Genomic DNA, 16,958 nt, shown 5'->3' on the forward strand with positions numbered 1-16,958 from the left:
GGTACAACTATTATTGAACTTATGATGAAGTTTATTTCCTTTTTCGATTAACAAAATAAATATTTTTATAGATTTTAATTTAATTGTTAATTTCTAAAATTTTTAAATTTTTGTAGGACTTAACGGCGTAAAAACACGTTTTAGTCCAATATGTACTACTCATTAAAGTTTATAATGATCAATCCATATTCAAATAATTTAGATTAGGTGAAAAGTATGGATCTATTCGTTTTCGATAGAGTACTTGCAGCGTTTACTATGGCCGTACATGTGCTCTTTACATATTGGGCAATAACTCTCCCGTTTTTTATAGTAGCTGCAGAATACTTAGGATATAAGAAAAACGATCCCTACTATTTAGCAATAGCAAAAAGATTTTCAGTAGTTATGGCAGTACTTTTTGCAGTAGGTTCAGCAGCAGGTGCAGCAATAGCTGTAGAATTCATAACAGTTTGGTATAAATGGATGTATATAGTAAACGTGGCAGATATACTACCTTTTTCAATAGAAGTATTAGCGTTCTTCTCGGAAGTGATATTCCTTAGTTTATATCTATACGGCTGGGATAGGGTAAGCAGAACTGCACACATGATATTAGGGCTATTAATTGGTGTAGGATCGACAGCGTCCGCTCTTCTTATAATCCTAGTAAACTCTTGGATGAATACGCCAGTAGGATTTAATATAGTTCAATTTGCACAAACTGGTGCAATAACTAATATTGATCCATTAGGAGCATTATGGGCTCCAGCAGCAAATGCTGAAGTACCTATGGGAGTTGCAGGAGCATGGTTTGTAGGTTTCGGAAGTTTAGCTGGATACTTCTCATTCAGGAAATTATTTAAGAAGAATTTAACACACGACGAAGTAGAATACTATAATAGAGGATTAAAATTAGCGATATTCCTTGCAGCAATAGACGCAATATTCTTAGGTTGGGCAGGCGATAATGCAGGAAAGACACTTTATGCAATACAACCGTTAAAGCTAGCAACATTAGAAGGTTTAATGCAAACTGCTAGAGGAGCACCATTGTCTGTTGGTCCAATATCAATTCCAGGCGGTTTATCACTACTAGTTTCATGGCCTCCTAATCCTAATGCGTTAGTATTAGGATATTCTAGTTTCGTACAGAGTGTACAAGATCCAATATGGTGGTTAGCTCACAATGCATACGATCTTCATGCTACATTAGGTATATTAGGTGCTATAGTATTCTGGATCCTAGCATTGTTCACGTTCTACGGAAATAAATTACAGTCACTGAAAAATGCTTTCAAATTTTTAGGTTTAGATGCTCCATTAGATAAGAAAGTCCCATTATATGCTACATTCTTAATAGGATGGTTACAATTAGTAGCGTGGGAATCTGGTTGGGTAGCTGCTGAAGTAGGAAGACAACCATTCGTTATATGGGGACCTATGGTAGCAACATCTAGCGGACTATATACAATAGAAGCAGGATTGCTCACAAGTCAAGCATATAACAATAATCCAGACGTTTTACCTATAGGAATTGCTATAATGACCGTATTAGTTATAGCAGTTGCAGGAACATTATATATATTAAAAAGATTATTTAGTGGAAAAGAAGTAGCTCAAGACGTAGCATCATTAACTACTTCATTGACTACTTTTGGAAGTGCTGTTGCCCAGTCTCCTAACATTTCCTCATTAAAAACTGAAATTTCTAACGATAATGGTGAGAAAAAGGTGGTGAAGTAAATGAATCCCTACATATTATTCTTCTTTATCCCATTATCTTGGTTCGTAACAATGTTTATGATAGAAGCAGGATCACTAGTAATGTTGCCTATATGTAAGTACGAAAATTATAGGGAGAAAATGATGTTAGTTTTAGGATCTCTATGGGCTATAATAGCCACGTCTTTAGTATACTTAGTAGTTTCATTAGATGCGCTCTTCGCTCCGGTAATGTTCGTTACTGGAGAAGCCCTATTCGGACTATTAATGACATTGATTATAATCTTAGCATTTCACCATTATTTCATAGGATCAGCAGAGGGTGCAGAGTCTTTAGGTAGACATATGAGTTCTAAAACGTTCCTCATACTTGCAGCACCTTTCGCGTTAATAACTGCCTTTATAGGAACTACAATATTCACATCAGTATTTAGTGGATATGGAATAGGATTAAAACTTCCATTATCTACAGTTGCTACAGTATTAGAAAAGAATGAATTATCAGAAGTTATGCATGAAATGCCTAATTTACAAGTATTCTACCCGGATTTCATGACCATGATATTCAATGCGTTCAACTGGGTATTCTTCATAGGTATAGTAATGTATGTAGTATACTTTACTGTGGCATTCTATGGAATAAAAGAAAGATTCTTAATAGGTGCATTAGCATTAACATTAGCTAACATCTTACTATTAGTTAGTACGGACATATGGTTACCTACAGTATTTAATAGTGCAGTAGGAAATGCAGGCTTCTGGATATATCTTGTAATATTATACGTAATACTATATCTGTCAACTCATAAGAATTTACCATGGAGACAAGCCTGGGTATTCTTCTTTACGTTCTTAGGCGGAATGATGTTTGGTGTATTTACTCAAGGAAACATCCTAGTAGATGCAGTACCACCTAGTGGAATACCTGCAACATTATTATTAAACAATCCAACTACACTTGCTGCAAATGCAGTAGTATTAGGTATGGCAGGAGTATTGGTATTAGGAGGAGTAACTGCTGTATCCTATAAAGTACTTTATAAGACTGCTGTAGAGAAAGCCGAAGCTAGGAAAGCTTCTGTAAAATAAATTTAGAATAGAGATGGTTAGATTCGTTAAACCCTGTTAAAGAAAAGTTAATCTTTTTTTTTAGCTTATGTGTTTCTAATTAAAATTAGAATATTTTAAGCTTTTAATAGATTAGACGTTAAAAATTATTAGGTAATGAAGTAGGTAGAGCATTATTATGCAAATTACTATAGTCTATGATTATAAATATCCTAGTAATTCTCTTTATCAATAGTTAGTTTGTATATAATAACTCTATAAATAGAAGGATTATAATCTTAGGATCTAATTTTACTTTATGTTAAAAACTATAATGTCTCAAAATATTAAAACACTAAATATAGACTCGACCCTTAAAGATGCAGCTGAATTAATGGTAAAATCTGGTATAAGGCGTGTAGCAGTAAGCGCTGCAGGGAATATAATAGGAGTAGTATCTGCAAGGACAGTAGTAAGGGAAGCATTAAATAATCAAAATTGGACATCAAAGAAAATAGGAGATGTAACAAGACCTGCGATCTCAGTAGATGCTGATACTTCGAATAGAACTGCAGCTAAGTTAATTTTAAAGTATGGAGTTGGTTCCTTATTAATAAAAGGGCAAGGAATAGTAACTGAAAGAGATCTTGCGAAAGTAATACCAAGAGTGATAATTCCTGCAATAGCTGTAGGCACACAAGGTGTTATTACACTCAATGGTGATCAAACAGTATGGGATGCAACAAATGCAATGGTATAGCTGGGAATGTCTCATATTCCAATAGTTTCTGGAGCAGATATAATAGGTATAGTTTCATTAAGAGACGTGCTTAAGGCCTACTATGAAGGCAATTCTTCCTCTAAGTTATCAGATATAGCCTCAAAGAATATAGTATCTGAAGATTTAGATGCTACAGTAGGAGACGTAGCTGATTTAATAGCTACAAAAAATGTAGGCTCGGTTTTATTACTTGAGGATAATGAATTAAAAGCCTCATCATTGAGAGGAATAGTTACGGAGTAGGATCTAGTAAGGACTTACGCTAATATGGAAAGAGCTCATGTTCTTATTAAGGCAGATCCTTCTAAGATAAGAACTTTGTTAACAACGCTTTTTGCAATACCCAGGGTATCTAATGTAGCAATAACCTATGGACCGTACGACTTGTTAGTGAGTATAGACGTGGAAGATATAGAACAGTTAGGGACTTTTATAGTAAATTCTATAGCTTCGTTGCCAGGAGTAAAGGATACTTTAACTCTCATAGAAGCAGAGCTTTTTTTAAAAAACCATTTTCATCTTTGAGCCATTTAAAATATATTTACGATTATGTAGTTTCTATTTAATGTATCTAAAGGAAATAGGAGTCATAAAATCTAAAGAAAAAAAGAAGAACTATAGAAATATTTAATGAATATAAAGAAGGACTAGACGGAATAGAAGAATTCTCTCATATAATTCTCCTGGCATGGTTAAATAAATTATGTAATGAACAAAGAAAAATTTTGAAAATTAAACCTATGAGATTAGATAATCTACTAACAGTTGGAGTATTTTGTACTCATTCTCCAATAGACCTAATCCAATAGCTTTATCTAGTTAAAATAGAAAAAGAGAAGAGGATCTTCTCTATTAGATGAGTTGGACTTATTCGTTGGAACTCCTATAAAGGCTTTCTCTCCAGTATTTTGTCCTAAAGATGTAAAAGTACCACGTTGGAGTAATGAATTTTTAAAATCAGAATGATATAGATTTCCCTACACCGGCATCTAACCATTTTTCTTTATTTTCTGAAATTATTGATTTTATCGCATTTCCACTACAATGAGCTGGACCTATTTTCTGTAAATTCTTAGTTAACTCATCTGCCACTTTTTCTACATGCTCCTTCGGAGAAGAAAGAAGATGAAATCCTCCTATTGCTGCATAAACGTTCTGATTTGTAACTTCTTTAGCATGCCTAATTATATTAAGAATTCCAGAATGTCCACAACCGGTTAAGATAACTAGGCCTTTTTTGGTATTAATATAAAGTGCTGCATCGTCCTTCATGCTGTCTTTTACTAACGAGGAATTTGAGAATGTATATAAACCTGAAGTATATTCTTCATATCCATACCTCTTTATCTCTCCGCTAAACATTACTCCATCAGCAATTTCCAGGGGTTCTGACGATAGTATTAGGTTAAATTTCTTCTCAATCTCGTCTCTAGTTAATGGCATTCCGATATATTCCAATTTACCATACCAATTAAGAACTTTCTTTTCAAAGACTGAGGGGTGCGCTATTAACATTTTACCCTTTAATTTTGTCACAACATCGTTGTTTGAAAGCCCGCCAGTATGGTCACTATGACCATGACTCAATACTATGAAATCTATATCTTCCAATTTTATACCCAATTTTTCTGAATTATAAACTAATGGATAACCTGAATTTCCTACATCGTAAAGTATCTTTACATCATCAGCTTCAACAAGGGCAGAAAATCCCCATTCACCAATTAGAGGAGGAATTAGTGTTGAAACGAAATTATCACTTAAAATCGTTATTTTTAGATTGTCTATAGTCTTCATTAAAATATATTCTTTCCCTTAGTTTAAAAATCTATATAGTCAGAAACAATTTCTGCTAATTTTTATAATGATAAAATATTTTTAACTTATTGGATAATTTGTACATCTTTTTAAATAAACTATCATTGAAATTGATACTAGTAAGTGCAGGTAGCTTATATATTGGATAGGCTATCCATATAATTATGGGGAAAATATTTAGCAAAAAGATAATAAAGCCAATAATTTTTATCTTAGTGAATTTATTATAACATCGGCATTAATAATATGGCTAATGCAAATATCTCAGTTTACAGGAAATGTAGAGTTCACGTTAAGGGTGTTTTGGCAAGTTTTATAACGCTAGGTGTTTTGGCATATCTTTTTGGTCTCAGACATGCAGTAGATGCAGATCATTTAGCAGCAATAGATAATTCAACTAGGAAACTTGTTCAAGAAAGCAAATCGTCATTATTTACTGGACTATTTTTCTCTTTAGGACATTCAACAGTAGTTATTTTACTTTCAGTTGCATTAATGATTGCGACTCGAGTTATAGAATCTAGTATACCTCAGCTTGAGAATATAGGATCTATCATAGGAACGTTGGTAAGTGGATTCTTTTTGTATATCATAGGTTTTCTCAATTTGGTTGTATTATTTGAAATATACAAGTTATTCAATGAAGCTAAAAAAGGAAACATGAATGAAAACAAATTGAATGATACATTATTGAAAAGAGGTTTCATGAATAGATATTTCAAAAATTTATTTAAAATAGTAAATAATCAGTACTATCTTTATCCTATAGGATTCTTGTTTGGTCTTGGTTTCGATACTGCTTCAGAAACTGCTCTTTTAGCAATAAGTTCCGGAACTGCAGGAGTATTCACTAAAATACCATTATGGACATTACTTGTTTTTCCTCTATTTTTTACAGCCGGTATGACTCTCATAGACACTACAGATGGATTTTTCATGAATGGTGCATATAGATGGGCATTCATGGGCAATCCTATGAGAAAAATCTGGTATAACTTAACAATGACTACAATATCAATTTTAGTTGCGTATGTAGTAGGTAGCCTAGAACTTCTGGGGTTAATACAATCAGAGTTTAGCCTAAATGGAGGATTTTGGAATATAATATCGCTAATAAATGGAAATGTATGGTGGGAAAATATAGGAATGATAATTATAGCTACTTTTGCGTCAGTATGGATATTATCCATAACTATCTATAAGGTAAAAATAAGAAAATATGAAGAAAAATACAAAAATAAAGTAAATCTATGATTAAAAGATTTAAAAAGGAACAATATTATAAAGATAAAATCATAACTCTTTTATTAAATCAAATCTGTTTTTATCGTTCCTTCCGTTTTTCCAGTCCGTCTTAACGTCAGTCCATTCACTAAAATTCTTTAATCTATCCTTATATTGGTATAGATCAGTAAGTATAGAATATATCTCATTTCAAGGCATATTTGCCTGCTAAATAACCTAATGGCATTGCAGGACATCTATGCCCATGAAATTCAAATGCCCATTCAGGTATTTCATGGATTCTTTTCTGTTCTATTTTAGGTCGCAATAAATTGATTAGTCAGTCAATTACTTAAATCTTTCTATTAAAAGATTTAAAGTTCGTTATACATTAGGATATATTAATAATGAAGGATTTTGTTTCAGTAATAATAACAGCCTATAATAGGCAAAAATATTTAGGCTATGCATTAAATTCAGTCCTAAATCAGACATTAGATAAGGATAAATTTGAAATAGTTGTAATCACAAATTTTGAATTTAATAAGCCAAATTATAAAAACATAATAGATATTTATGATAATCAGGAATATTTAGGAGAAAAAATCTACAAAGGCTTGCATGAGAGTAAGGGAGATATTATTTGTCTTCTAGACGATGACGATATGTATAGAGAAGATAAGTTAGAAAGAGTAACTTCCTTTTTCAAAACATTTTATCCAATATATTATCATAACAACTTTGTTACTATTGATGATAAAGGTAATGAAATAAAAATCATTGAAGAGTATCTTAAGATTCCTCCATATGCATCGTTTAATTTGCCGGAGTTTACATTAGCTATTGAAAACAATCGTAAAACTGACATTAGAAATCTTCTTAAATTAAATGTTAATTTTAATTCAAGTTCAATATGTGTAAGGAGGGAAATACTTGAAAATAATGCTCAATATCTTAGAAAAATAAAGGCAGTTATCGATTCTTTCATCTTTTATTCTTCCTTATTATTAGAAGGAAATATTTTGCTTGATCCTGCAAGATTAACTTACTATAGAATTCATACTCTTCAAACAAGCTCAGGAAATACTAAAAATATAAAAGAATATAAAGATTCATTTTCTAATCTTTTTAAGAAGGCTGTAGAAGATTTTTATATTATCACGGAAATGTTAAATGGCAAAATAAACGAAAATATTCTTGAAATAGTAAATGAAGAACTATTAAGATATAAATTACTTTATAAGATATTTTCAGGAAATAATATTTTAATAAAAACTAAATTTAACATACATCTTCTTAACTATTATCTGCTTTCATTACTTCCAACTTTTCTAGGAAACTTGTATATAAAAGATCAATATAATAGAACGAAAAAAGTTAGATCATTCCAAGTTAAGAGTTCTAATATATTCTAACATCTTTTTTTCTCCACTCAGCTATTCTAACTTTTTCAGATACAGTGTAAATATAAGGTTTAATGTCTAAAATTAGTATCTTATTGTATAAATCACAATCATCAATAATTATGATATTATCTTGAATTTCGAGAAGTTTAACTACAGATAAGCCTTAGGGTTAGGCCTATATGGAGCACACGTACTAAAAATACCTACTATTGGAATATTAGTTTCAATTTTCAAATTATTAGCTTTTATTTTAGGTTTAAGTGGTTTAATTTGTAACGATTCGCTTTTAGCTCTAGGTAAATAAGATATTAAAACTATATGACTGAATTCATCTAAACCCTTTAACTCATCCTTATATTCACTATAAACTACTACTTTGGTCATAAATTTTTTGAAAGTTTTTGCAATTAACTCGTCGGAAATATTATGTTCAATATTGCCTATAGGTTTTAACTCAATTGTTGACCAAACGAACGACAAGCCTCGCTAGGGCGTGGAAGAGGTCAGATAAATATTTAGAGATATATGGTAATATATATGTCTTATAGGAAATATTTGTAGTTAGAATAGTTCTAAGTCAAGAAAACAAAAAATGAAAAAATAAAAAAGTCGTAATTAAGCTAATGCTCCTATTTTATCTAATTCTAAGGTCATAAGATTATTTAGCATTGTAGCTATTGGAAAGGCAGTTCTTTAGTTATTTCGTCCATAAAACCTAATACCAGAAATGATATACCTTCTTTTTCCTTGAAACCTCTATTTTCTAAATAGAAAAGCTGGTCTAGACTCATTTTCGTAGTAAAAGCTTCGTGTGTAACTTCTGCACTTTCTTCTAAAACCTGGTTTTGAGGAAAGGTATATGCTTTGCTCTTATCATCAAGTATGAGAGAATCGCATTTTACATAAGCTTTTGAATTAAGAGCTCCTTTGTTTACTTTCACTAATTCTCTATATGATACGTTACCTCCATTAAAGCTTACACTCTTGCTTACTATCCTAGTCTTAGTATATGGAGCTTTATGAATTATTTTAGATTCTCCTTCTTTCCAATCACCTTCTTCGCCTGCTATAGTTAGTAATAAACTAGTTGATGATGAATTTTCACCGTCTAGAATGGTTGATGGATAACTAAATGTATGTTTAGACCCTACAGAACCTTCGACCCATTCCAAATTAGCATTTTCTCCAGTAATTCCTCTTTTATTACTCAAATTGATTACGTTTTTACTCCAATTCTGTATAGTAACGTATTTTACACTGGCATGATCTTTAACATAAACTTCTACTCCTCCATCTATGGGTGTCTGAAATCTTACTCCCTTAGGAACATAGACAAATACTCCACCACTCCATATAGCACTGTGTAGCGCAGCTATTTCTGAATTCTAATACATTCATGAAATAGTCTTTAAGTATGTCATACTTTTTTACCGCTTCATCCATAGGCATCATTATTATTCCTCGTTTCTTTAATTCTTCTCCAACTTTAGAATAAATTGATTCTGAGTCAAGTATTGATACTGCTCCTGCAAGAATATTTCTTTCTGATTCTGGAATTCCTAAATATTCATAGTATTTCTTAAGTGAAGCTGGCAATTCCTCCCAACTACTTATATGATCTAATTTGGGTTTGCTGTATATGTCAAAATTTGAAAGATCAAGATCTATATTGTTAGGTATCCAATTAGATTTTGGAAGTTTCATAGCTTTTTCAAAATATTTTATTCTTAATTTTAGCATTCAATCCTGCTCTTTTTTAGATTTAGAAATTTCTTCTATTGTACTTCTGGTGAGTTCGAATTTAATTTCCTTATCAAATTCTAAACTAATGTCGTCATCTTCTCTTGAGATTAGTTGTGTTATGTTTTTGTTCTCTTCCATATCTTTAACTCTGTTAAAGAAATATTTAAGAATTTTTATAGTTAATCTGCATAAGAATTAATTTAATTTACTAACTATTCCTTAATATCGTTTAAACTTTTATTATTTCTTTGGATTATATCTGTTACTATAATATCGAAAGATTTATTAATTCCGATATCGAAATTGATATCGGTGATAAAATGTATGGAATACTAATGAGAATGGGTGGATACCAAATACTCGAAAGTCTAAAAAACGGTCCAGTAAAAATATCTCAACTAAGGAATAGTGTACCATTATATGGAAGTGCATTCGATTTCGTACTAAGTCAATTAATGGTAACAGGATTAGTAAGAAAATTTGAGAAAGATGGGGAAGAATACGTAGAAATCACAGAACTAGGAAGAAACTTCCCATATCAGTGGGCATACGGATCATATCAAGGTTTCGGACCTTATTACGGATGTGGACCACATCATCATGGACATCACGGAAACTGGTGGTAAAAAGTTAAATTTCTTTTTTTTAAGTTTAAAGTAAAGAATTATGAAATCTGATATGGGATATAAATATTTAGTTTTTTCAAGAATTTTTAGAAGTATAGAAATAATTTATATTACATTAGTAGCTCCCTATATCTTAAATTCATAGGATTTTCCTTAGTATCGATCGGTATTATATTCCTCTTTATAATTCTCTTTAATACTATCTTAGTCTTTGCATTAGGACTTTTAGGAGATAGAGTAGGCTACAAGAAAACCCTTATAATAGGGGATTTATTTCCTTTCTTAGCAGCGTTTTTACTTTTTTCTAGTTCCTTAAAAATAGTTATCATCATTTCTCTCCTCATAGGAGGTATAGGAGGTACTGCATGAGGAATGAGAGGAGTATTTCCCAGGTTTAACCGCACTAGTAGCAAGTAACTGGAAGAATGATCTTGAAAGAGTAAGAAGACTTAGAATTTTAACCTCTGCAGCTGTATTCTCTAGTATAGGAGGAAGTTCAATGCTATCAATAAAATCATTTTTACCTTTCTCTCCAGAACTGAAATTTAGATTCCTCTTCTTAATATCGACAATACTTCTAGAATTATTCATCTTAAGTCTGTCTTCAGTGAACGAAGTAGTCAGGCCAAAAAAGAATTCAAAAAAATGAAATTATCTAGCTTAAAATATAGTGGAAAAGTAATGTTATCTAATTCTCTCTCCGGAATGGGAGTAGGATTAGCAGCGCCATTATTACCATTATGGTTTGAATTAATGTATAAAATATCGCCTTATGACATAGGAATAATTTATAGACTGAAATAAATATGTGACAGTCACATTATTATACATAATATCCGCTAACGAATAAGCTACATTTCTAAAAGCTATAGCTCTTTCTGAAGGATACAATCCAGAAGCCATTTCCAATGCTTCAGTAGAAACTAAAGTATGAGTTGCTCCGCAAACTCCACAAATTTTGGCTGTTATATTTGGAGCCAAATGCAATTCTTTTCCTTTAAGTAAGTTTTCAAAGCCTCTAAACATTGAGACTTCTACTTTAGAATCCATATATTCCCCATTCTCTACTTTAACGTGAATTCCTAAATGACCTTCTATTCTACTTATAGGATCTAAGGAAAGATCTACCAATTTATTTTCCACCTTGTAGAACAGAATAAAGCATTGCTACCATAGTCTTGTCAGATGCAGGACAACCAGGTACTTCATAAACTTTCTTTTTTAAAACTTCATCTACTCCAAGTCCTCCAACTTCCCTAATTATTCCACCATTTACCGCACAAGAGCCTACTGCAACAATACCTATAGCTTTTTCAGAAAGTTTCTTAAGTATTTCGCTACAAGTCATCCCACCAAAATTACACAGTTTATCGTCTTTAGGTATTGCTCCCTCTACAACAAGAAGATAATTATCTGAATTCAAAATATCTTTCATCATATCTGGACCAGATTTCTCTTCTGAAATCATTGATATTAGTTTCACAGGCGAAGAATGGAAAAATAGGTCATTAACACCCTTCACATCCTTCTTTTAACATCATTATTGTTTCTCCAGAACATGATTGAGCCTCTAGCCAAATAATATTGTGTTTAAGAATTTCTTTTAATGCTTGGCAATAATCCATAACCTCATCTATATTCAAATCATAAAAATGTTTTCTAAATAATACCTTATAAACGTTTACTTATATTGAAAAGGAATATTTTTATTCTATGGAACTTTCATTTAATATATGGATCATAAATCCTTTGGAATTTTAGGTTCTTTATTTTTTGCTATAACTCCGTTTTTAAATATTTTTGGAATAATAACATCTACTTTAGGAGCGATCTTACTTTATCTTTCTATAAACATTGTATATAAAAAGAGTATAAAGAGAAAAAATTAATGAAATATTTTGTTCTAGCAGATGACTTATTTTATGCCTCAATGTTAGTTCTTTCGATAGGCATGTTCATGGCTTTTGGTCTAAAAGTTTTCTTCGTATTAATTCCATCTTTTTCTCTTTATTCATTAGCGTTACTAGTTTACATGTATATTCTATCTGAAATATTCTACGTATCGTCCGCAGTATATTTTATAAAAACATTCAATTCTATAACAGCTCTAAGCGAAATAAGAACATTTTCCATATCTGCTTATCTTATAGGAATATCTGGTTTGATGCTGTTCACTATAGTAATAGGATCTGCAGGACTAGTTCTTTCACTAATAGCATGGATTTTTAGTAGGAATAAGTTTTACACAAATGAAGTAAATAGAAAATATAGAAGAATAAAGAGTATGGCAAACATTGTTATTACTACTCCTTTAGTGTTTTTTATACCGTAATCGTGTAATGTTCTCCTGACTCCTAAAGTTGCATGAATAAAGGCAAATATTAGCAAGAGACTAAGAGCAGTATCGTAGAAATAATCTCTCAGATAATAATCTATAGTAGCTGTTGAGGTTCTCTCTACAAAATTTAGAGGTGTAATGAAAAGCATACTAAGATGAACTGCCAAGAATATAGCAGTGAGAATTCCAGCAATATAGAACCAGAATCTTAATTTAGCCTCATTCATTTGTAGATCACCCAAAAGGAAATAATTAAAGATATAGCCAATATTATCATCATTATCATTTCATAATTTCTATGTTTCTTATATCTAAGCCAATTCTCATTAATGTGGCCTTTTGGAGTCAAGTATCCATATTCAATCAATAGTATTCTTATACCATTAGAAATATGAAAAGTCAAAACTACACCAAAGATGACTAGAAGAGGCATTAGAAAGGAATCATTAATAGTGACTCCATGAGCTAATCTATTAACATATATAACATGGAAAACAAGATACGCTAAAATTATCCAACCTGTTATTATTTGCAAAAGAGAAAGATATCTTTCAAAATTCCAACCGAATTCAAACCACTCTTTCATTTCATAACACCAACGCTTTTGTTTTTTGAATAGCCAAGGAAGGATCAACTCCTCTAGGGCATACTACAGAGCATGATCCAGCAACTCTACATGCCCAAATTCCGTCTAGAGAATTTACGCGCTCTATTCTTTTTTCTGTTTCAGTATCTCTAGGATCTGAGATAAATCTATAAGCCTTAGCTAAAGCTGCAGGACCTAAAAAATTCTTATTATATTTAGTAACTGGACATGCGGAGTAACAAAGGCCGCACCATATACACTGTGCAAAACTCCACAGCTCTCTTTGATCCTCTGGTTTTAATCTGTGTTCTTTATTTCCGCTTAATACGCTTTCCTCAGGTCTTAATCTAGGATCTATTTTTTCCATCTTTACGTAAAACTCATCCATATCCACTATAAGATCTTTAACTACTTTCATATCTAATGGTTCCAATTTTATTTCTCCGTTTTTGGCTTCTTTCAAAACTATTGTTTTACATGCTAATTTAGGTTTTCCATTTATTTTCATCCCACAGCTTCCGCACACGGCCATGTGACAAGATGCTCTAAAAGATAAAGTAGGATCTTGCGTTTCCTTTATTTGCCTTAATACTTGAACCACTGTAGTAAATCTGTCTACCTCTACTTCATATTCCTGCCACCATCTTTTGCCATTTAAAAATCTCCTTACCTTAAAGCGTACTTTTACTTTTTCAGACATCATAATTATTTGAACTGATTATTTTTAAAAGATTTCCTATAGATTTTTCATAAAATTGATTATTTTCATCATTAACAATAAATTGTCACTATAATATAGATTTTATACCTTCTTTTACTTTTTCTTTAAAAATATATAACGACAAAATTAGAGGAAAAACGTAAAGATTAGTATTTCAAAAGAATATATAAGATAAGTATGAAACCATTAATTATAGGTAACATAATAAGTTTGATAGCTGCTTTCTTCATACTTTCAATCTTATTTCTCTTAGGGATATGTGGACTGGATTTTGCATTCAATAATATAACTAAAATATTAATGTGGATAGTGTGGATTTTAGCATTTCCAGCGTATCTTGAGTATAGAAAGTCTTCTCTAAAAGCGTCTTACCTTATAAACTATCTTCCGCCCATAGCTATCTTAATAACATTTATAGGATTAGTTCTACTTATGGAAGGAAAATTCTTAGGATTAGAGATAATAGTTCTAGGTTATATTTTAGAACCAATTTCAGGAATTTCTATTTACTTAAGTATAAAGAATATACAAAAATTTTCCGCATACTTATTCTTCTATGGAGCAGTAATATATACTATAGGACTTCCATTTTACTTAATTAATATTCCTGAAATAGCGATCATTGGCGATTTAATAAAGATAATCGGATTATTGTATTTTATGAGATTTATGATAACAAATAGTTCCCAATAATATTTATCATGATGAAAATGTTAATTAAACTTCATTAATATAGGATTTGATGAAACCGTTAATATAGGATTTTAATATTAGGATTTGATGAAATATATAATATGAGGAAAGCTACAAACGAGGAGCTCAGAGAAATTTACAACGATATCCCAGAATTTTATGATAGAGCAAATGCATTGATATCCTTTTTCCAAGACGTAAAATGGAGAGCTGAGTTAATAGCTACAGTAAGGGAATACTGTCCTAAACCTAAGATAATATTAGACGTTGGCAGCGGTAAAGGTGAATTATCTTACGTAGTGTCAAAATTAATGAACGCAAATATTGTAATGCTTGATTACGCAGAGAACATGCTAAAAAACTCTATGGTCAACGGAGATAAGGTATTAGGATCTTTTTATAATCTTCCCTTTAGGGATGGAGCATTTGATGCTGTAGTAAGCAGTTTCGCTTTACATGCAGCAGATAACATAGAAGAAGTAGTAAAAGAAATGGTAAGAGTCTCAAGAAAAGTTGTTGGAGTTATTGCAATGGGAAAGTCTGATAACTTCATTCTAAGGAATTATGTAGCATTCTATTTGAGATTCATACAGCCTTATCTAGCCGCACTAGTTGGAGCAAAACCACTTGACTACAAATATATTTATTACATATATAAGAAAATACCTACAAATTCCCAACTAAAAGAAATAGTAAAGAGAAATATGGATTTAAAGATATTCAAAGAAAAAACACTTGGAGCAGTATATATATTTGTAGGTGTAAAAAAAGAGGAAAAATAAGACAATCACTACAACTTAACTTTCTTTTAGCAGGTCGTTTATTTTAGATCCTTTATCGTATCTTATGGCTATGTACCCGACTATTATTAAATATAACCAAGCTATTACTGATCCAGCTCTCCCAAAAGAATATTGTAAAAATTCTATATGCCCAACTAATGGCTGCGGAGTTACCCCTGGAACTGCTGTCATGCCCGAAATAAAAAACAGCGAAATATTTAATACTGAATATAATAATGCTGGTCAATACCACATTCTTAATCCGAAAGTATATATCATTGCTACAAAAATGTAAAGTGCTACCTCGCTATCAAGATACATAGTCGCTATAGGCGTTACTGCAGGAACTGCATAAAGATGTGCAGCTATGTTCAGCAACGCAGCAAAAGCTAATGAAAATCTTAAAAATTTTATCAAGGAATAAGCTCCCTTATTTTCATTTTTCATATAAACACCGTAATATCTTTCTGGAAAAACGCTATTTATTTTTTCTAATTATTTCTTTATTTATGATTTATTCAATAATATTAAAATATATTTGTTAAATTACCTTATAATCCTTATATTCCATAAATTTATTATAATTATTAAAATTTAATTTTTTTATGTCAATTTAAACAAAATTTTAATGAAGAATCTAGTGTTTAACAATATGAATAGATTTCTTACTACTAAAAAAGTTACTAATAAAGTCTTATCGGGTTCTTATAATAAATGAGATATCACCCTCTAACTTATTTGGATTAATCATTCCACATCCTTGACGTATTTTATTTATAAAGGAATAAGGTCTATTTACTTTTATTCCAGCTAATACGTCAACTCCAAAATCAAACATTAAATCCAACATAGGAGTACTTGGACCTATAAGAATTACGTAAGCTTTCGCTTTTTTTGACAGCTCTAAAATTCTGTCTATCGACTTATTAATTATCGTAGTTGAGGTTATTATCACTACTTCGCTATCCTCTATTACTGTCTCTACAGCTGTAGATGGCAAGATTCCTTCTGAAGGATTTATCAAAAAAGGATTAAGTTCCAAAACTATAAATTTCTTTGCAACATATTTAAATTTCTGTATTCCTGGAAACTTACCTATCATTACTATTTTCTTTCCTTTTCCGTACTCTAAAGCTACATCAAGACCATTAGCCTCAGCATTACCTTTAGGCTCTATAATTGAATTTATTGAGGCTAAACCTATACTCGCCTCTAAAAGGTTCCACGATCTAAGATATTCCGCAAGTTCACCTACAGTTTTCTCCTCCAAATGACCGAAATCTCTAACATCTAGATCCTCATTACCGATGCTATAAGTCATTGAAACTCCACAGTATCTTGAAAGGACACACGTCCATGTTTTGCCCATTGTTACGTTTTTTACTTCATTATCATTTTCTTTAGCATAAGAGATTAGAGAATCTATAACTTTGTTTTGCATAACAAATTTTAAAGCAAGGCTTATTTATGTTTTGATATAAATATTTTT

Annotated in this window: 27 protein-coding genes and 1 pseudogene; 12 read left to right on the forward strand and 16 right to left on the reverse strand. The window is 31.2% G+C overall.

Features of this window, described 5'->3' with window-relative positions; genetic code table 11:
* Positions 1-216 precede the first annotated feature (216 nt).
* The 6 genes and pseudogenes from D1868_RS07205 to D1868_RS11350 all read left to right on the forward strand — a co-directional run.
* The gene (locus D1868_RS07205) at positions 217-1,725 is read left to right on the forward strand and encodes a cytochrome ubiquinol oxidase subunit I (protein WP_156006924.1); all 1,509 of its coding nucleotides are present in this window, start codon (positions 217-219) and stop codon (positions 1,723-1,725) included.
* A complete protein-coding gene (locus D1868_RS07210; protein ID WP_156006925.1) occupies positions 1,726-2,793 on the forward strand; it encodes a hypothetical protein in 1,068 nt (355 codons plus the stop codon).
* A gap of 277 nt (positions 2,794-3,070) precedes the next feature.
* The gene (locus D1868_RS11115; protein WP_231112331.1) at positions 3,071-3,511 is read left to right on the forward strand and encodes a CBS domain-containing protein; all 441 of its coding nucleotides are present in this window, start codon (positions 3,071-3,073) and stop codon (positions 3,509-3,511) included.
* A 6-nt stretch (positions 3,512-3,517) separates the two neighbouring features.
* On the forward strand, positions 3,518-3,775 hold the full coding sequence (locus D1868_RS11120) for a CBS domain-containing protein (RefSeq protein WP_231112332.1): 258 nt from the start codon (positions 3,518-3,520) through the stop codon (positions 3,773-3,775).
* A 24-nt stretch (positions 3,776-3,799) separates the two neighbouring features.
* The gene (locus D1868_RS11125; RefSeq protein ID WP_231112333.1) at positions 3,800-4,057 is read left to right on the forward strand and encodes an Lrp/AsnC family transcriptional regulator; all 258 of its coding nucleotides are present in this window, start codon (positions 3,800-3,802) and stop codon (positions 4,055-4,057) included.
* Between the two features lie 86 nt (positions 4,058-4,143).
* Positions 4,144-4,341: pseudogene (locus D1868_RS11350) on the forward strand (TrmO family methyltransferase domain-containing protein); the annotation flags it as partial.
* Positions 4,342-4,489: 148 nt separating this feature from the next.
* On the opposite strand, the gene D1868_RS07225 reads toward D1868_RS11350, so the two are convergent.
* A complete protein-coding gene (locus D1868_RS07225) occupies positions 4,490-5,329 on the reverse strand; it encodes an MBL fold metallo-hydrolase (RefSeq protein WP_156006928.1) in 840 nt (279 codons plus the stop codon).
* Between the two features lie 267 nt (positions 5,330-5,596).
* Here D1868_RS07225 and D1868_RS07230 point away from each other — a divergent pair, with 267 nt between their 5' ends.
* A complete protein-coding gene (locus D1868_RS07230; protein ID WP_196770227.1) occupies positions 5,597-6,604 on the forward strand; it encodes a HoxN/HupN/NixA family nickel/cobalt transporter in 1,008 nt (335 codons plus the stop codon).
* 175 nt (positions 6,605-6,779) lie between these two features.
* Here the strand turns inward: D1868_RS07230 and D1868_RS11355 are convergent, their stop codons facing one another.
* Positions 6,780-6,902, reverse strand: a complete 123-nt coding sequence (locus tag D1868_RS11355) for an FmdE family protein (RefSeq protein ID WP_420824469.1) — start codon at positions 6,900-6,902, stop codon at positions 6,780-6,782.
* A 79-nt stretch (positions 6,903-6,981) separates the two neighbouring features.
* Between D1868_RS11355 and D1868_RS07235 the strand changes: the two genes are divergently transcribed.
* Positions 6,982-7,989, forward strand: coding sequence for a glycosyltransferase (locus tag D1868_RS07235; RefSeq protein WP_156006930.1), 1,008 nt, complete (start codon positions 6,982-6,984; stop codon positions 7,987-7,989).
* On the opposite strand, the gene D1868_RS11360 is transcribed toward D1868_RS07235, so the two are convergent.
* From D1868_RS11360 to D1868_RS11140, 5 genes are all read right to left on the reverse strand, one after another.
* A complete protein-coding gene (locus tag D1868_RS11360; RefSeq protein WP_156007984.1) occupies positions 7,976-8,116 on the reverse strand; it encodes a hypothetical protein in 141 nt (46 codons plus the stop codon). The two genes, D1868_RS07235 and D1868_RS11360, sit on opposite strands and share 14 nt — an antisense overlap.
* A 14-nt stretch (positions 8,117-8,130) precedes the next feature.
* Positions 8,131-8,460 carry a TrmO family methyltransferase domain-containing protein gene (locus tag D1868_RS07245; protein ID WP_156006932.1) on the reverse strand — a complete coding sequence of 110 codons (330 nt, stop codon included), beginning with the start codon at positions 8,458-8,460 and terminating at the stop codon, positions 8,131-8,133.
* A gap of 194 nt (positions 8,461-8,654) precedes the next feature.
* Positions 8,655-9,356 carry a SufD family Fe-S cluster assembly protein gene (locus tag D1868_RS11130; protein WP_338055780.1) on the reverse strand — a complete coding sequence of 234 codons (702 nt, stop codon included), beginning with the start codon at positions 9,354-9,356 and terminating at the stop codon, positions 8,655-8,657.
* Complete coding sequence (locus tag D1868_RS11135) at positions 9,301-9,720, reverse strand: SufB/SufD family protein (protein ID WP_231112334.1); 420 nt, start codon at positions 9,718-9,720, stop codon at positions 9,301-9,303. Before D1868_RS11135 ends, D1868_RS11130 begins: the two co-directional genes overlap by 56 nt.
* Entirely contained in the window at positions 9,721-9,861 is a 141-nt protein-coding gene (locus D1868_RS11140; protein WP_231112335.1) for a hypothetical protein, read from the reverse strand.
* 182 nt (positions 9,862-10,043) lie between these two features.
* On the opposite strand from D1868_RS11140, the gene D1868_RS07255 reads away from it, so the two are divergent.
* A complete protein-coding gene (locus D1868_RS07255; RefSeq protein WP_156006935.1) occupies positions 10,044-10,349 on the forward strand; it encodes a hypothetical protein in 306 nt (101 codons plus the stop codon).
* Between the two features lie 312 nt (positions 10,350-10,661).
* Here D1868_RS07255 and D1868_RS07260 read toward each other — a convergent pair whose 3' ends face one another.
* From D1868_RS07260 to D1868_RS07270, 3 genes are all read right to left on the reverse strand, one after another.
* Positions 10,662-10,940, reverse strand: a complete 279-nt coding sequence (locus tag D1868_RS07260) for a hypothetical protein (RefSeq protein WP_156006937.1) — start codon at positions 10,938-10,940, stop codon at positions 10,662-10,664.
* 159 nt (positions 10,941-11,099) lie between these two features.
* Entirely contained in the window at positions 11,100-11,480 is a 381-nt protein-coding gene (locus D1868_RS07265; protein WP_231112336.1) for a nickel-dependent hydrogenase large subunit, read from the reverse strand.
* A 1-nt stretch (position 11,481) separates the two neighbouring features.
* On the reverse strand, positions 11,482-11,832 hold the full coding sequence (locus D1868_RS07270) for an NADH-quinone oxidoreductase subunit B family protein (RefSeq protein ID WP_231112337.1): 351 nt from the start codon (positions 11,830-11,832) through the stop codon (positions 11,482-11,484).
* Between the two features lie 405 nt (positions 11,833-12,237).
* Between D1868_RS07270 and D1868_RS07275 the strand changes: the two genes are divergently transcribed.
* Positions 12,238-12,681: a hypothetical protein gene (locus tag D1868_RS07275; RefSeq protein WP_156006939.1), complete on the forward strand. Its 444-nt coding sequence runs from the start codon at positions 12,238-12,240 to the stop codon at positions 12,679-12,681.
* On the opposite strand, the gene D1868_RS11365 is transcribed toward D1868_RS07275, so the two are convergent.
* Genes D1868_RS11365 through D1868_RS07285 form a run of 3 tightly spaced genes read right to left on the reverse strand, consistent with a single transcriptional unit; the run spans position 12,591 to position 13,973 of the window.
* Complete coding sequence (locus D1868_RS11365; RefSeq protein WP_420824470.1) at positions 12,591-12,914, reverse strand: hypothetical protein; 324 nt, start codon at positions 12,912-12,914, stop codon at positions 12,591-12,593. The genes D1868_RS07275 and D1868_RS11365 overlap by 91 nt on opposite strands.
* Positions 12,911-13,273: a succinate dehydrogenase/fumarate reductase transmembrane subunit gene (locus D1868_RS07280; protein WP_156006941.1), complete on the reverse strand. Its 363-nt coding sequence runs from the start codon at positions 13,271-13,273 to the stop codon at positions 12,911-12,913. Before D1868_RS07280 ends, D1868_RS11365 begins: the two co-directional genes overlap by 4 nt.
* A 1-nt stretch (position 13,274) precedes the next feature.
* Entirely contained in the window at positions 13,275-13,973 is a 699-nt protein-coding gene (locus D1868_RS07285) for a succinate dehydrogenase/fumarate reductase iron-sulfur subunit (protein ID WP_196770228.1), read from the reverse strand.
* A 198-nt stretch (positions 13,974-14,171) separates the two neighbouring features.
* On the opposite strand from D1868_RS07285, the gene D1868_RS07290 reads away from it, so the two are divergent.
* Positions 14,172-14,687, forward strand: a complete 516-nt coding sequence (locus D1868_RS07290) for a hypothetical protein (RefSeq protein ID WP_420824471.1) — start codon at positions 14,172-14,174, stop codon at positions 14,685-14,687.
* A 101-nt stretch (positions 14,688-14,788) separates the two neighbouring features.
* Positions 14,789-15,469 carry a class I SAM-dependent methyltransferase gene (locus D1868_RS07295; protein WP_156006947.1) on the forward strand — a complete coding sequence of 227 codons (681 nt, stop codon included), beginning with the start codon at positions 14,789-14,791 and terminating at the stop codon, positions 15,467-15,469.
* Between the two features lie 15 nt (positions 15,470-15,484).
* Here the strand turns inward: D1868_RS07295 and D1868_RS07300 are convergent, their stop codons facing one another.
* The 3 genes from D1868_RS07300 to D1868_RS07310 all read right to left on the reverse strand — a co-directional run bounded on the left by D1868_RS07300 (position 15,485) and on the right by D1868_RS07310 (position 16,910).
* Positions 15,485-15,661, reverse strand: a complete 177-nt coding sequence (locus D1868_RS07300; protein ID WP_156006949.1) for a hypothetical protein — start codon at positions 15,659-15,661, stop codon at positions 15,485-15,487.
* A 51-nt stretch (positions 15,662-15,712) separates the two neighbouring features.
* Positions 15,713-15,886: a hypothetical protein gene (locus D1868_RS07305; protein WP_156006951.1), complete on the reverse strand. Its 174-nt coding sequence runs from the start codon at positions 15,884-15,886 to the stop codon at positions 15,713-15,715.
* Between the two features lie 277 nt (positions 15,887-16,163).
* Positions 16,164-16,910 carry a DUF364 domain-containing protein gene (locus tag D1868_RS07310; RefSeq protein WP_156006953.1) on the reverse strand — a complete coding sequence of 249 codons (747 nt, stop codon included), beginning with the start codon at positions 16,908-16,910 and terminating at the stop codon, positions 16,164-16,166.
* Positions 16,911-16,958 lie beyond the last annotated feature (48 nt).

It is taken from the genome of Stygiolobus azoricus, assembly GCF_009729035.1.
Taxonomy (GTDB): Archaea; Thermoproteota; Thermoprotei_A; order Sulfolobales; family Sulfolobaceae; genus Stygiolobus; species Stygiolobus azoricus.

What these genes read in the sequence shown, in the direction of transcription:
- D1868_RS07255 (WP_156006935.1), top strand. Translation starts at nt 10,044, where the DNA reads ATGTATGGAATACTAATGAGAATGGGTGGATACCAAATACTCGAAAGT.
- D1868_RS11115 (WP_231112331.1), top strand. Translation starts at nt 3,071, where the DNA reads ATGTTAAAAACTATAATGTCTCAAAATATTAAAACACTAAATATAGAC.
- D1868_RS07310 (WP_156006953.1), bottom strand. Translation starts at nt 16,910, where the DNA reads ATGCAAAACAAAGTTATAGATTCTCTAATCTCTTATGCTAAAGAAAAT.
- D1868_RS11135 (WP_231112334.1), bottom strand. Translation starts at nt 9,720, where the DNA reads ATGCTAAAATTAAGAATAAAATATTTTGAAAAAGCTATGAAACTTCCA.
- D1868_RS07300 (WP_156006949.1), bottom strand. Translation starts at nt 15,661, where the DNA reads ATGACAGCAGTTCCAGGGGTAACTCCGCAGCCATTAGTTGGGCATATA.
- D1868_RS07285 (WP_196770228.1), bottom strand. Translation starts at nt 13,973, where the DNA reads ATGTCTGAAAAAGTAAAAGTACGCTTTAAGGTAAGGAGATTTTTAAAT.
- D1868_RS07275 (WP_156006939.1), top strand. Translation starts at nt 12,238, where the DNA reads ATGAAATATTTTGTTCTAGCAGATGACTTATTTTATGCCTCAATGTTA.
- D1868_RS11140 (WP_231112335.1), bottom strand. Translation starts at nt 9,861, where the DNA reads ATGGAAGAGAACAAAAACATAACACAACTAATCTCAAGAGAAGATGAC.
- D1868_RS07235 (WP_156006930.1), top strand. Translation starts at nt 6,982, where the DNA reads ATGAAGGATTTTGTTTCAGTAATAATAACAGCCTATAATAGGCAAAAA.
- D1868_RS07295 (WP_156006947.1), top strand. Translation starts at nt 14,789, where the DNA reads ATGAGGAAAGCTACAAACGAGGAGCTCAGAGAAATTTACAACGATATC.
- D1868_RS07210 (WP_156006925.1), top strand. Translation starts at nt 1,726, where the DNA reads ATGAATCCCTACATATTATTCTTCTTTATCCCATTATCTTGGTTCGTA.
- D1868_RS11120 (WP_231112332.1), top strand. Translation starts at nt 3,518, where the DNA reads ATGTCTCATATTCCAATAGTTTCTGGAGCAGATATAATAGGTATAGTT.
- D1868_RS07205 (WP_156006924.1), top strand. Translation starts at nt 217, where the DNA reads ATGGATCTATTCGTTTTCGATAGAGTACTTGCAGCGTTTACTATGGCC.
- D1868_RS07225 (WP_156006928.1), bottom strand. Translation starts at nt 5,329, where the DNA reads ATGAAGACTATAGACAATCTAAAAATAACGATTTTAAGTGATAATTTC.
- D1868_RS11125 (WP_231112333.1), top strand. Translation starts at nt 3,800, where the DNA reads ATGGAAAGAGCTCATGTTCTTATTAAGGCAGATCCTTCTAAGATAAGA.
- D1868_RS07280 (WP_156006941.1), bottom strand. Translation starts at nt 13,273, where the DNA reads ATGAAAGAGTGGTTTGAATTCGGTTGGAATTTTGAAAGATATCTTTCT.
- D1868_RS07230 (WP_196770227.1), top strand. Translation starts at nt 5,597, where the DNA reads ATGGCTAATGCAAATATCTCAGTTTACAGGAAATGTAGAGTTCACGTT.
- D1868_RS07260 (WP_156006937.1), bottom strand. Translation starts at nt 10,940, where the DNA reads ATGAATAATTCTAGAAGTATTGTCGATATTAAGAAGAGGAATCTAAAT.
- D1868_RS07290 (WP_420824471.1), top strand. Translation starts at nt 14,172, where the DNA reads ATGAAACCATTAATTATAGGTAACATAATAAGTTTGATAGCTGCTTTC.
- D1868_RS11365 (WP_420824470.1), bottom strand. Translation starts at nt 12,914, where the DNA reads ATGAATGAGGCTAAATTAAGATTCTGGTTCTATATTGCTGGAATTCTC.